Genomic DNA, 13,487 nt, shown 5'->3' with positions numbered 1-13,487 from the left:
AATATACATTTAAAAATATACAGTTACAAAAAAACACATATACAATAAAGAATTATAATTACGAAAAGCTCGGTTTTAAAATAAGATTTTAGCAAAATATGACTGAGCTAAGGATAGTTTAGACTTTAAAGATAAAGGACGCCAAAAAATCAGCCAAAAATAAGAATAAAAAAATGCCACCAATTGGTGGCATTTACACACGGGGGTATTTCTACTTATAGAAATTTTTTACTTTTTGTTTACTTAAACATTTTTTTGAAAGGTAGCATTTACACCCGTTTCAAGCAACTTAAAACGCTAAACGGTTAACTCATCGGAACAGTTTATAGAGTTAAACTCTAATACATACGTATTTTTCTTCTAGGTATTCATCTAAACCTTGGTGACCCCCCTCTCTTCCAAGACCTGATTGTTTTACCCCACCGAACGGTGCTACAGGGTTTGATATAACCCCCTCATTTACACCTATCATGCCAAACTCTAACCCTTCGCTTATACGATAGATTTGTTTAATGTTTTGGCTATAAAAATACGCAGCTAATCCATAAGGGACATCATTAGCAAGTGCAAGGACTTCGCTTTCTTCATCAAATGGGATCACCGTTAATACAGGGCCAAACACTTCTTCGTGATAAATATCCATTTGTGTAGTGACATTAGTAACTATTAATGGGTTTTGAAAGCTGCCACCTAAATTACTGTTATCTCCAATTAGCGTAGCGCCTTTATCGAGAGCATCTTTAATCAGTTGTTGCACTTTCTCTTTTGCTTTGGGATAAATAAGCGGGCCTATGTCGGCATTTTCATCAAAACCGTTTGCAACGTTGAGCGCAGCGACTTTGGGTGTAATTTTTTCAAGCACTTCATTTAATATACTGCGCTGGATGAATATACGGTTTGCCGCTACACACGCTTGGCCACTGTTTCTAAATTTAGCTGCCATTAGGCCATCAATAGCGTCATCAATATCGGCATTATCAAAAATAATGAACGGCGCATTGCCACCTAATTCCATTGATGTTTTTTTAATTGTCTGTGCACACTGTGATAGTAACTGCTTACCTACACCTGTAGAGCCAGTAAAGGTAAACTTACGTACCACCTCTGAGTCAGTCAACATTTTACCAACGTCTTTAGCGTTTTGTGATACCAATACATTAAATGCACCTTTTACAAAGCCAGCCTGATCAGCTAAATACGCTAAAGCAATAGCACATAGTGGTGTATGTTCAGAAGGTTTTAAAATGAAACTACAGCCAGCAGCATAAGCAGGGGCTACTTTTCGCGTTACCATAGCCACAGGAAAGTTCCATGGTGTTATACCGGCAACCACGCCAATAGGTTGTTTATAACTGGTTAAGCGATGCTGATTGTCGGTTGCAGGGATCACATCCCCATAGCTACGTTTAGCTTGCTCAGCAAACCACTTAATAAAGCCGGCGCCATAATCTATTTCACCGAGAGATTCTTTAAGCGGTTTTCCCTGCTCTTTGGTCATAAGTGTAGCTAACGTTTGTTTATGTTTTATCACCAACTCATACCAGCGCATCAAAGTGTCACTTCGCTCGGTTGCATTGGTGGCTTTTAATTTTACAAATGCATCTTTTGCCGCATTAATAGCAGTATTTACACCTTGCTCGTCAATATCGCTTACTTCAACAATACTTTGTTCGGTGGCGGGATCATTAACACTAAAGCGTGTGCTAGTTTTATAAAATTCACCGTTTATAAACGAGTCTGAAAAAATAAGATCACTCAAAATATACCTCCGGAATAAGTTTCGGGTTTCGGGTTTCGGGCTTCGAGCTTCGAGCTTCGGGTTTCGGGTTTCGGGTTTCGGGCTTCGGGTTTCGAGACGCGGAATAAATCCGCTGCTACATGTGCGCGGCGTAAAGCCCTGCCTACAGGCTATTTTAATTTACCCGCGCCTCGCAGCCCGTCGCTCGTAACCTTTTGCCTTTAACCTTTAACCTAAAACCTTTGTCTTTAATCTCATTCTCTGTGGCCTCTGTGGTAAATAGTGTTTTAATTTTTTGCACCACAGAGTGCACCGAGGCGCTGCGCGCTACACAGAGAAGAAAAACTTGCGCGGCGAAAAGCCTCGCCTACAAAACAATGTTCGCCACCTTTTAGTCGGGAGTTTACCTAACGCACTTATAGAGCTTTTGGCTTACCCGCGTCTCGCAGCCCGCCGCTCGTAACCTTTAACCTTTAAAAAGACGCGGGATAAACCCGCTGCTACTTAATACAAACAAAAAAGCCGCGGTATTAAACAGCGGCTTTTAATATAATAGTCGTTAATTAAAAACTAGTGTTCTTCATTAACGATATTGAGATTGTACTTAGGTATTTCAACCACTAAGTCTTCATCTCTAATAATTGCTTGGCAACCTAAACGTGACTCTGGTTCTAAACCCCAGGCTTTATCTAGCATGTCGTCTTCTAGATCGTCACTTTCATCTAATGAGTCAAAACCTTCACGGATCACTAAGTGACAGGTTGTACATGCACATGATTTTTCACAGGCATGAGGAATGCTAATGCCATTTTTAAGCGCGATATCAAGTACCGTTTCGCCAGCGGGCGCTTCTATTGCAGCACCGTCAGGACACAACTCCGGATGGGGAAGAAAAACAATTTGTGGCATTCTAATCTCTCTTATATATTGTCTACTGACTGGCCTGTTAAGGCTTTTTTAATTGATGCATCCATTCTACGCGCGGCAAAATCACTACTCGCATTGTCCATTTTTTCAATGGCTGCTTTAATTTCGCTTGGCTCTTGTGCACTCTCGCGTACTTTTGCAAGTTCGTTTATTTCCACTTTTAGCGCCGCTAGTTGCTCAGGCTCAAGTAAATCGCCATCAGCTGCTAAAGAGGCTTCCATTGCTTCTATTACACGAAGCGCTTCAACTTGTTGCTCTTTAAGCATACGCGCTTGCATGTCGCCTTTAGCGTTACTCATCGACTCTTTAAGCATATTAGCAACTTGGTCGTCAGACAAACCAAACGACGGTTTTACTTGTATTTCTGCTTGAACGCCAGTTGATTTTTCCATAGCCGATACGCTTAGTAAACCATCAGCGTCTACTTTAAAGGTAACGCGAATATGCGCCGCCCCCGCCGCCATAGGAGGAATGCCTTTTAAGCTGAATTTTGCCAGCGATCGACAATCGTCAACCAGTTCACGTTCGCCTTGTAATACATGCAACGACATGGCCGTTTGACCATCTTTAAACGTAGTAAATTCTTGCGCACGTGCAACTGGAATAGTGGTATTGCGTGGAATGATTTTTTCAACCAAGCCACCCATAGTCTCAAGGCCTAGCGACAACGGTAACACATCCAGCAGTAACATGTCTGAATCTGGCTTGTTACCAATTAATACGTCTGCTTGTAATGCGGCACCCAGAGCAACAACACGATCAGGGTCAATTGAAGTGAGTGGTTGTTTATCAAAAAACTCGCCAACTTGAGTACGTACCAACGGCATGCGGGTTGAACCGCCAACCATCACCACTTGTAATACTTCTTGGTTTTCAATACCGGCATCTTTTACTGCACGACGACATGAGCGGAGCGTTTTTTTAACCAGTGGCATAGCCAGCTCGTTAAACTTCTCTCGCGTTACTTCAACCATGTATTTTTCATCGTCAAACTCAAGGCCAACATTTACTTTTTCGTATTGGCTGAGTGCTTCTTTACAGGCTTTGGCTTTATTTATAAATAAACGTAATACCGAAGGAGATAAGCCCGTCACGCCAGTTTCTTGTTTGAGGTAGTCAACTAATAATGAGTCAAAGTCGTCGCCGCCTAGGCTTGAATCGCCACCAGTGGCCAATACTTCAAACACGCCTTTATTTAAGCGCAGTATAGAAATATCAAATGTTCCGCCACCTAAGTCATAAACAGCAATTATGCCTTCTTGGCCTGAATCTAAACCATAAGCAACGGCAGCCGCGGTTGGCTCGTTTAATAAACGCAGTACATTAATGCCGGCAAGTTCAGCCGCATCTTTAGTGCTTTGGCGCTGTGCATCATCGAAATAGGCCGGTACGGTGATAACCGCGCCTAAAATATCTTGATTACCAAAGCTTTGTTCTGCACGTGCTTTTAAGGCACCTAAAATATGACTTGATGCTTTTACTGGGCTGATTTTCCCGGCTTCAGTTACTATAGCCAGTGCACCGTTATCATCGCAAAATTGATAAGGTAGTTGGCCATAGCTTTGTTCTATTTCGGCTTGGGTTTTACCTAAAAAGCGCTTAACTGAAATGAGTGTATTAACCGGATCGAGTGTAGCTGCTTGCATTGCGTCTGCACCCACGGTTATACCACCAGCTTGGTAACGCACTACAGACGGCAACATTGCTTCGCCTGATTCATCAGTAATTGTGCGTGCTTCACCGCTTTGTACGGTCGCAACCAATGAATTTGTGGTACCTAAGTCAATTCCAATTGCTAATTTATGTTCATGTGGTGCCGCGCTCTGCCCCGGCTCAGCAATTTGCAATAATGCCATAATGCTCTTTAAACTCGTGTTGCTCGCTTTGCAGCAAGTGAATTATTAACCAATTATTAAATGCTATTGGTATTACTGATCAAATAAACTGTCTTCTATGCGTTCTAGTTCGTCGCGTAACTTATAGACAAACTTTAGCTTACGAATGCTGTCTGCTGCTTGTTGATATTGCTGCTCATCGTTACTTGCTAACTGCTCTGCCAATTGCGCACTATATTGCTGATCAAGCTGCTTTATTTGTTTTTCAAAATGAGCAATAGCAGAATCAGGATCGCTTGTGGTCGCTAACTCTTCAAGTTCTTCGCGAAGCTCCATTTGCTGCATTAAAAACATGGGATCTTGCAATGTTTGCTGCTCAGCGCGAATATCAACGCCCAGCTCACTCAGCATATATTCTGCACGTTTAACGGGGTGCTTGAGTGTTTGCAGTGCATCATTAATTTCGGCAGTACTTTGCACGGCCATTAATTTATCACGGCTGCTGGCATTAGCATGGCGATCAGGATGAACAGCACGTTGAAGTTCTAAGTAGTGCTTGTTGATCGTTGCTAAATCAATATTGTAGTCAACGGGAATTGCAAATAACTCAAAATAACGCATAACTTCTCACAAATGACAAAGCCCTACATTAATTGGCAGGGCTTAGTTATACCCAAGTAGCTTAGGTATTCAAAACAAGTTTGAGCTTAAACGGTAAAGCTTTCACCACAACCACACTCATCAGCTTGATTAGGGTTATTAAATTTAAACCCTTCATTTAAGCCTTCTTTAGTGTAGTCGAGCTCAGTGCCGTCGATATAAACTAAGCTTTTAGCGTCAACAATTAAGGTAACGCCTTTAGCCGCAAATGTTTCATCGTCATCGTTTAGCTCATCAACAAACTCTAATACATAAGCAAGACCTGAACAGCCCGTCGTTTTAATGCCAACTCGCAGGCCAATGCCTTTACCACGGTTTGCTAAAAATGATTGTACGCGGTTTGCTGCCGCATCTGTCAATGTCACTGCCATGAATATCTCTTAGTTTGTATGTTTGCTTTTGTAATCTGCAATTGCTGCTTGAATTGCATCTTCTGCTAAAATTGAACAGTGAATTTTCACTGGTGGTAATTCTAGCTCTGCGCTGATATCGGTATTTTTGATAGTAGACGCTTCGTCTAGTGTTTTGCCTTTAACCCACTCTGTTACCAGTGAAGATGAAGCAATTGCACTACCACAGCCGTACGTTTTGAATTTTGCATCTTCAATCACGCCTTCTGCAGACACTTTAATTTGCAGTTTCATTACGTCACCACATGCTGGTGCGCCTACCATACCCGTTGCCACTGACGGATCGTTTTTATCTAGAGCACCTACGTTACGTGGGTTTTCTACGTGGTCGATTACTTTATCACTGTAAGCCATAATTCTATCCTCACTACCTGCTAGGTATGGGCTCCACTAATTAGTGGTGTGCCCATTCAACTGAATCTAAATCAACACCTTCTTGGTGCATTTCCCAAAGAGGAGACATTTCACGTAAACGGCCAATCGAGTTTTTCATTAGCTCAACGGTGTAATCAATCTCTTCTTCTGTGGTAAAACGGCCAATACTAAAACGAATTGAACTATGTGCTAATTCGTCGTTGCGGCCTAATGCACGTAATACGTAAGAAGGTTCTAAACTTGCAGATGTACAGGCTGAACCTGACGATACCGCAATATCTTTAACGGCCATTAGTAACGACTCACCTTCAACAAAGTTAAAGCTGATATTAACAATACCAGGTACTGATTGGTCTTGTGTGCCGTTAAAGTACACTTCGTCCATATCTGTTAAAATGCCGTCGATTAGGCGTTTACGTAACGCACTGATGTGTGCGTGATCTTTTTCAAAATCTTGTTTTGCAATTCTAAATGCTGCGCCCATACCTACTAACTGATGGGTTGCTAATGTACCAGAACGCATACCACGCTCATGGCCGCCACCGTGCATTTGTGCTTCTAAACGTGCACGTGGTTTACGGCGAACATACAAAGCACCTACGCCTTTAGGGCCGTATACTTTGTGCGCCGAGAATGACATGAAATCTACTTTGGTTTGTTGCACATCGATTAAAACTTTACCTGCGCTTTGTGCTGCATCTACGTGGAACATAATTTTACGTTCGCGACACATTTCACCAATAGTGTTGATGTCTTGGATTACACCTAGCTCGTTATTTACATGCATAATGCTTACAAGCACAGTGTCGTCACGCATCGTATCTGCTAATTTTTGCAGATCAAGTAGGCCGTTTTCTTCAACGTCCATATAAGTTACTTCAAACCCTTGACGCTCAAGCTCACGACATGTGTCGATAACTGCTTTGTGTTCAGTTTTAGCGGTAATAACATGCTTACCTTTTTTCTTGTAAAACTGAGCCGCACCTTTAATAGCAAGGTTATTTGATTCTGTTGCACCCGATGTGAATACGATTTCACGTGGGTCTGCATTAATTAAATCAGCAATGTCAGTGCGTGCTTGGTCAACGACTTCTTCAGCTTGCCAACCAAAACGGTGTGAACGCGATGCTGGATTACCAAAATTACCGTCCATAGTCAGGCACTGCATCATTTCTTTGGCAACTCGTTCGTCAACGGGCGTAGTTGCTGCGTAATCTAAATAAATCGGTAACTTCATTTCTCTCTCCGCTGCAGGTCAACCTTAAAGTTGACAGCTTACTTGAATATTTTCCAACTGCTTAATTGCATCATTAACGCTGTTTTCTTGGCGAAGAGCGACCGCTTTAACGTCCGACTTTTCAACCAGTTCAGCTAAGGTAATATTATTTAAAAATTCTTCAATTCGTGCGCTTAAGTCTGACCATAATGTATGGGTTAAACAACGCATACCACTTTGACAACCAGTATTGCTTCGCTGACACCGAGTAGCGTCAACAGATTCATCTACCGCATTGATAACATCGCCAACTGAAATCACATCGGCCTCACGTCCTAGTAAATAGCCCCCACCAGGACCTCGAACAGAACTCACTAGCCCATTCTTACGTAAACGGGCAAATAACTGCTCAAGATAAGACAAAGAAATTTCTTGGCGCTGCGAAATATCTGCAAGCGCTACAGGGCCTATATTTGCATGTAGTGCAACATCCAGCATGGCTGTAACGGCATATCTGCCTTTTGATGTTAACTTCATAACGCCCCCCGCACAAAAGAGTGCAAATTTTAATTACCAGAGTAGATTAGTCAAGTATTATCCTGATTGGCTAGCCTCAAACGGCCACCGATAAACTTGTAATACCCGACTGTTTTGGTCAAGTATTGGGTCTATTGTAATTACCTGAGTAATTTAGTCAAGTATTAGTGGAGTAATAAAGGGCGCTATTTATAACTAATTGCTATTTTATAGACTTATTAATTGAGGTAAGAATACCTCGCAATATGTTCATTTCAGCATCTTCAGGGCGAGCACGATTAAACAAGCGACGTAGCTTAGTCATTACCATGCCTGGGTGCTGCTTAATGATGAAGCCTGTTTTAAACAAGGTATCTTCAAGATGTTCGTAAAACAGCTCTGTTTGTTTAGACGATGGATATAGGGTTTCGTCTTCTTCTTGTTCCGCTTTAGGCTGTTGATTTAGAAATGCCATACGCGTTTCATAACATAAGGTTTGTACTGCCATGGCTAAATTTAGCGAGCTGTATTCTGGGTTAGCAGGAATACACACATGGTAATTACACAGTTGTAATTCTTCGTTTGTTAAGCCACTGTTTTCACGACCAAATACAAGTGCTACAGGGCCATTTACAGCTTCGCCAACAAGCTTTTCACCACATTCACGCGGCTCAACCATAGGCCACGACAATGTACGCGAGCGAGCGCTAGTACCAATAGTTAATGCACAATCAGCAATGGCATCGGCAACCGTATCAACAATAACCGCATTTCCGAGAACATCAGTAGCACCTGCAGCCAGTGCGCTGGCATGGCTATCTATTTCACAGGCAGGATCTACAAGGTATAACTTTGATAATCCCATGGTTTTCATGGCGCGTGCCGCAGAACCAATATTACCAGAATGTGAGGTATTAACTAAAACGATGCGGATATCATCTAAGATCATTACAGTGCTACTTATCGAGTACAAAAAAATTGCGCAAATTCTAGCATGAAAACGCGCTGAGATCCTATATTCAATAGTCGAGATCTAAAAGATCAGTTCGCGGTCAGCGGTCAGCGGTCAGCGGTCAGCGGTCAGCGGTCAGCGGTCAGCGGTCAGCGGTCAGCGGTCAGCGGTCAGCGGTCAGCGGTCAGCGGTCAGCGGTCAGCGGTCAGCGGTCAGCGGTCAGCGGTCAGCGGTCAGCGGTCAGGTAGTAAAATTAAACACCGAGCCTTATGCAAGCCCAGTTTTTATATTATAGGCGAGAGTTTACCTCGCGCACTTTCACAACATGTCAAACTACCTGCGCGGCGTAAAGCTCCGCCTACGTTTAACCCAAACACCGTACTTGGCTTAATCTTTTGCTGGCAACTGACAGCTGAAGACTAAAAACTGTTCTTTAACCTAAACCATCGCGGCTTTTACATATACATCAAAGCGGTTCTTCTTGGTTTTGATTTGCATGCTTGGAGTTTTATCATTTAAAAATGGTGCGTAATCGGGGCGTTTCACTACTACACGCTTACTGGCAAGGGGGTAAGCAAAATCGAGTAAATCATCGGCGTCGGTATCGCCACCCACTAACTCTTGGAATACCCGCATTTCTTTTTTAACCAGTGCTGATTTTTCACGGTGCGGAAACATAGGATCAAGGTAAACCACATCGGGCATGCTGTCACATTGGGCAAGTAAGGTATGGCTTGAGCCAAAGATAAGGCTCATATTTTGCTGCATCCATGGGCCAATTTCACTATCGTTATAAGCACGTTGTAAGCCATCATATAACAGTGCAGCAACCACGGGATGGCGCTCATGTAGAATTACTTTACAGCCTAGCGAGGCTAACACAAAACCGTCGCGTCCAAGGCCTGCTGTGGCATCGAGTACCACTGGCGTTGCGCCCTTATTAAGGCCAACCGCTTTGGCAATTGATTGCCCTTTACCACCACCAAATTTACGCCTATGTGCAACGGCACCAGTTACAAAGTCTACGTTAATAGCACCTAATTTTGGCTCGTCAGTTTTATACAGGCTTAGTCCTTTATCATCGTAATGCAAGCTAAAACCACTGCTTTGCTCTGCCCATTGAGCAAGCCTAAAGCGTGCTTCTAACTCATTTAAATAAGGTCGACACTCTTTAAACGCACACTGTATAACCACTTCACACTCCGATGATAAATTTCACCGTTATTATACCCAAACAAAGCCAATATACGATCTCTAGTTTAAAACAACTCAATATCGTTATTTTCGCTCTCAGGTTCTGGCTGCGTTTGTTGTTTACTTAGTTGTGTTTGAGTAATTAAGTCATCACGCTGTTGAGTGGTTGTTTTTAGTTGGTGCTTAATAAAGGCTAAATCATTAGTGGTTGCAACCAGCTGCTGTGATGTATGACTAAGCTGAGTTATTTGCTGATTAAATTGCGAAGCTGGTATCTCGTTGAGTGTTTGTATTAGCGATTGGAGTTGCTCAAGCTGCTCTGTAAGCTGGCTAATTGCACTCGTTTGCATGGCGTTTTGATTTTTAAGCTGGGCAACAATATCTTGAAAAGCAAGGGTTAGCTCATTATCGCGCATTAGTCGATATTGGTGCTGCTGTATAGTCACTACTTTTTCGTTAGTTACTTCTAAAATATGCGGAAATAAATCTTTATAGCGGCCATAAAGTGATGGCGTATCTACAGGCATATTTTTAATTAATAGTGAAATATTAGGGTAATTTATAATAGTACTATGACCAATATCAACAAAGCGTTCTGCATTTTTATGCTGTATGAGTAGCTCTTGCTCTAATGGGCATACACCTGTTTCTTGGCTATAAAACATTCCCTGGTTATTCTGCCAAAAAACAACCACGACATTGAGGTGTAATGGAGTAAAAAAACCTAAAAAGTATTCACTTAATAATTCTAAATTATCTGCATGATAGCTTTGACAAACAAAACGCATAATGCGCCCCATGTCACCGGTTTCAATCATCGCCATTTCAGCTGTTTTATTGGCCTTTGCTATATCATACTGCAGTGTTGCACACTGCTTGCGATACTGGTAAAGAATTTTAATCCGTGCCATCAACTCCTGTGCGTTAAAAGGCTTCAAAATGTAGTCAGCCCCGCCAACACTAAACCCTTTAATACGTTCAGCTTGCCCCACTCTGGATGATAAAAACATTACCGGAATATCTGTTGTGGCTTTATTTTGTTTAATAGTTTGGCAAACCTCATAACCAGACATGCCTGGCATTTCAACATCAAGCAAAATAATATCGGGGTTATATTTTATCGCTTGTCTTATGCCATCTTCACCATTTTTGGCATGGATCACTTTGCAAAACCCAGCTAAAGATTCTTCAATAATATGGTGCATTAATTTATCGTCATCAATTGCCAGTATTAACTTTGCCATGCGTTAGTCCCTTTTAGTACTTTGTTCAAAGCATAGTACGCGATGTTAAAACTACTAAAATTTATTCAAAATATTCTTTAACAGCACTGTGTTTTAGGCAATAAAAAAGCGCCTCTGGGGCGCTTTTTTAATTATATTTTAATCCGCAAAGGTCAACAGACCCTAAGCGGCGATTCCGCTGTGGCGCAGTAGTGCATCTACACTTGGCTCACGACCACGGAAGTTTTTAAACAATGCCATTGGCTCTTCGCTGCCGCCTTTTTCAAGAATATGCTGCATAAACGCTTGACCCGTTTGTGGATTAAAAATCCCCTCTTCTTCAAATTTAGAGTAGGCGTCTGCCGAAAGTACTTCAGCCCATTTATACGAGTAATACCCCGCGCTATAACCGCCCGCAAAAATATGACTAAAGCCATGCTGAAAACGGTTAAACGCTGGCGGCTTAATGACTGAGGTACGACTGCGTACATCATCAAGTACAGCTTGAATGTTACATGGTTTGTCTGCCACGTAGTCATGGTGAATTTTAAAATCGAATAACGAGAACTCAAGTTGTCTTAGCATTTGCATACCTGAGTTGTAATTTTTAGCGGCCAATAGTTTATCTAGTAGCTCTTTTGGTAATGGCTCACCGGTTTCGAAGTGGCCTGAAATAAAGCTTAGGGCTTCTTCCTCGTAACACCAGTTTTCTAAAAACTGACTTGGCAATTCAACGGCATCCCATGCCACACCATTAATACCAGCAACAGGCGCTGCATCTACTTGAGTTAACATGTGGTGAATGCCGTGACCAAACTCATGGAACAGTGTGGTTACTTCATTATGGGTAAACAAAGCAGGCTTATCGCCAATCGCTTTATTAAAGTTACACACTAAGTAAGCAACTGGTGTTTGAAGTTCACCATTAGCACGCACTTTACGACCCATACAGTCATCCATCCACGCACCACCACGCTTGTGGTCGCGGGCGTACAAATCTAAGTAGAAACGACCACGTAAAATATTGTTGCTATCGTAAATTTCAAAAAAGCGCACATCTTTATGGTAAGTATCAATGTCTTTTTGCTCTTTAACAGTAATACCAAACAAACGGTTAACGGTTTCAAACAAACCACTGAGCACTTTATCGGCAGGGAAGTATGGGCGTAATACTTCATCTGAAATCGCGTACTTTTCTTGCTTTAGCTTTTCGCTGTAATAACCAAAGTCCCATGCCTGTAGTTCACTAATACCGTACTGTTGCTCTGCATATTGTTGCAACTCTTTAAGCTCTTGCTCTGCTTGTGGCTTAGATTTAGCGGCTAAATCTTCTAAAAATGAAAATACCTGTGCAGGTGATTCTGCCATTTTTGTCGCTAACGATTTTTCGGCGTAATTATTAAAGCCAAGTAATTGTGCTAACTCATGACGCAGTGCCAGCTCTTCACTCATTATCGCCGAGTTATCGAACTCACCTGCATTAGGGCCTTGATCGGATGCACGAGTAGAAAACGCGGTGTATGTTTCTTTGCGTAGCTCACGGTCGTCTGCGTAAGTCATTATAGGTAAGTAAGATGGAAAATCGAGAGTAAATACCCAGCCTTCTAGCTCTTTACTTTTTGCTGTATCGGCCGCTAATGCCAGTGCTGATTCTGGTAAACCAGCCAATTGGCTTTCATCGGTAATATGCTTATGCCATGCAAGTGTTGCATCCATCACATTATTACCAAATTTTGAGGCAAGCTCTGATAAACGCGCACTGATTTCGCCATAGCGTTTTTGTTGCTCAGGATTTAACGCAATACCTGATAGCTTAAAATCTCGCAACGCATTAGTAATGGTTTTTTGCTGGGCGGTGGTGAGAGTTTTAAATTCATCGCTATTATAAAGCGCGCTGTAAGCCTCATATAAACCTTGGTGTTGGCCAACAAAAGTAGAATATTCAGAAATAAGCGGTAAACACTGCTCGTAAGCTTCGCGAAGTTCATCGTTGTTCATTACTGAGTTTAAATGTGATACCGGTGAAAATAATCGCGATAGTTTATCGTCGGCTTCTTCAAGCGGTAGTACTAAATCATTCCAGGTGAAAGATTGCTTTGCTAATACGCTTTCAATCGCACTGCGACAGTGCTCGATACCTTTTTTTAATGCCGGTACTACATGCTCAGGCTTTATTTTTGAAAAAGGAGGAAGTCCTTCAAGCCCAATAAGGGGATTTGTTTGTGCATTGCTCATAGTCATTCTCAGTTTATGCAAATATAAAAATGAAGTTGGGGCAAAATACGTAAATACAAGGGGAAGTGTTCAGCTCTTAGCTTAATATACGCTCGACTACTAATACCTTGATCTTAACTAGCTTGATTTTCGTTTGATGGTAGAGATTTTAGCAAACCTGAACAAGTGACTTGTTCATCGCATATGATATTATCGGTAAAACATTG

The 13,487-nt window shown here is 42.0% G+C and carries 13 protein-coding genes; 1 reads left to right on the top strand and 12 read right to left on the bottom strand.

The window, feature by feature from the left end:
* Positions 1 to 331: 331 nt before the first annotated feature.
* The 9 genes from B1F84_RS02305 to trmJ all read right to left on the bottom strand — a co-directional run bounded on the left by B1F84_RS02305 (position 332) and on the right by trmJ (position 8,626).
* Positions 332 to 1,759 carry an NAD-dependent succinate-semialdehyde dehydrogenase gene (locus B1F84_RS02305; RefSeq protein ID WP_131690453.1) on the bottom strand — a complete coding sequence of 476 codons (1,428 nt, stop codon included), beginning with the start codon at positions 1,757 to 1,759 and terminating at the stop codon, positions 332 to 334.
* 549 nt (positions 1,760 to 2,308) lie between these two features.
* Positions 2,309 to 2,647 (bottom strand): ISC system 2Fe-2S type ferredoxin, encoded by a 339-nt coding sequence (gene fdx / locus B1F84_RS02300; RefSeq protein ID WP_008113929.1) that lies wholly within the window; start codon positions 2,645 to 2,647, stop codon positions 2,309 to 2,311.
* An 11-nt stretch (positions 2,648 to 2,658) separates the two neighbouring features.
* The gene (hscA, locus tag B1F84_RS02295; protein ID WP_131690452.1) at positions 2,659 to 4,521 is read right to left on the bottom strand and encodes a Fe-S protein assembly chaperone HscA; all 1,863 of its coding nucleotides are present in this window, start codon (positions 4,519 to 4,521) and stop codon (positions 2,659 to 2,661) included.
* Positions 4,522 to 4,593: 72 nt separating this feature from the next.
* Positions 4,594 to 5,121: a co-chaperone HscB gene (hscB, locus tag B1F84_RS02290; protein ID WP_131690451.1), complete on the bottom strand. Its 528-nt coding sequence runs from the start codon at positions 5,119 to 5,121 to the stop codon at positions 4,594 to 4,596.
* 86 nt (positions 5,122 to 5,207) lie between these two features.
* On the bottom strand, positions 5,208 to 5,531 hold the full coding sequence (gene iscA, locus B1F84_RS02285; protein ID WP_008113924.1) for an iron-sulfur cluster assembly protein IscA: 324 nt from the start codon (positions 5,529 to 5,531) through the stop codon (positions 5,208 to 5,210).
* 9 nt (positions 5,532 to 5,540) lie between these two features.
* Entirely contained in the window at positions 5,541 to 5,924 is a 384-nt protein-coding gene (gene iscU / locus B1F84_RS02280; RefSeq protein ID WP_054202356.1) for a Fe-S cluster assembly scaffold IscU, read from the bottom strand.
* A gap of 40 nt (positions 5,925 to 5,964) precedes the next feature.
* Entirely contained in the window at positions 5,965 to 7,182 is a 1,218-nt protein-coding gene (locus B1F84_RS02275) for an IscS subfamily cysteine desulfurase (RefSeq protein WP_008113922.1), read from the bottom strand.
* Positions 7,183 to 7,206: 24 nt separating this feature from the next.
* Positions 7,207 to 7,698, bottom strand: a complete 492-nt coding sequence (gene iscR, locus B1F84_RS02270; protein ID WP_008113921.1) for a Fe-S cluster assembly transcriptional regulator IscR — start codon at positions 7,696 to 7,698, stop codon at positions 7,207 to 7,209.
* A 202-nt stretch (positions 7,699 to 7,900) separates the two neighbouring features.
* A complete protein-coding gene (gene trmJ / locus B1F84_RS02265) occupies positions 7,901 to 8,626 on the bottom strand; it encodes a tRNA (cytosine(32)/uridine(32)-2'-O)-methyltransferase TrmJ (protein ID WP_131690450.1) in 726 nt (241 codons plus the stop codon).
* Between the two features lie 66 nt (positions 8,627 to 8,692).
* On the opposite strand from trmJ, the gene B1F84_RS18070 reads away from it, so the two are divergent.
* Positions 8,693 to 9,052, top strand: a complete 360-nt coding sequence (locus tag B1F84_RS18070) for a hypothetical protein (protein ID WP_346427240.1) — start codon at positions 8,693 to 8,695, stop codon at positions 9,050 to 9,052.
* A gap of 15 nt (positions 9,053 to 9,067) precedes the next feature.
* Here the strand turns inward: B1F84_RS18070 and B1F84_RS02255 are convergent, their stop codons facing one another.
* From B1F84_RS02255 to prlC, 3 genes are all read right to left on the bottom strand, one after another.
* Entirely contained in the window at positions 9,068 to 9,823 is a 756-nt protein-coding gene (locus B1F84_RS02255) for a class I SAM-dependent methyltransferase (protein ID WP_131690449.1), read from the bottom strand.
* 65 nt (positions 9,824 to 9,888) lie between these two features.
* Positions 9,889 to 11,067: a response regulator gene (locus B1F84_RS02250; RefSeq protein WP_131690448.1), complete on the bottom strand. Its 1,179-nt coding sequence runs from the start codon at positions 11,065 to 11,067 to the stop codon at positions 9,889 to 9,891.
* A 162-nt stretch (positions 11,068 to 11,229) separates the two neighbouring features.
* The gene (prlC, locus tag B1F84_RS02245; protein WP_131690447.1) at positions 11,230 to 13,281 is read right to left on the bottom strand and encodes an oligopeptidase A; all 2,052 of its coding nucleotides are present in this window, start codon (positions 13,279 to 13,281) and stop codon (positions 11,230 to 11,232) included.
* Between the last annotated feature and the right edge of the window lie 206 nt (positions 13,282 to 13,487).

The sequence above is a fragment of the Pseudoalteromonas sp. DL-6 genome (assembly GCF_004328665.1).
Classification (GTDB): Bacteria; Pseudomonadota; Gammaproteobacteria; order Enterobacterales; family Alteromonadaceae; genus Pseudoalteromonas.
Note: the sequence above shows the minus strand (reverse complement) of the source record. Positions and strands in the feature narration are given on the sequence as shown.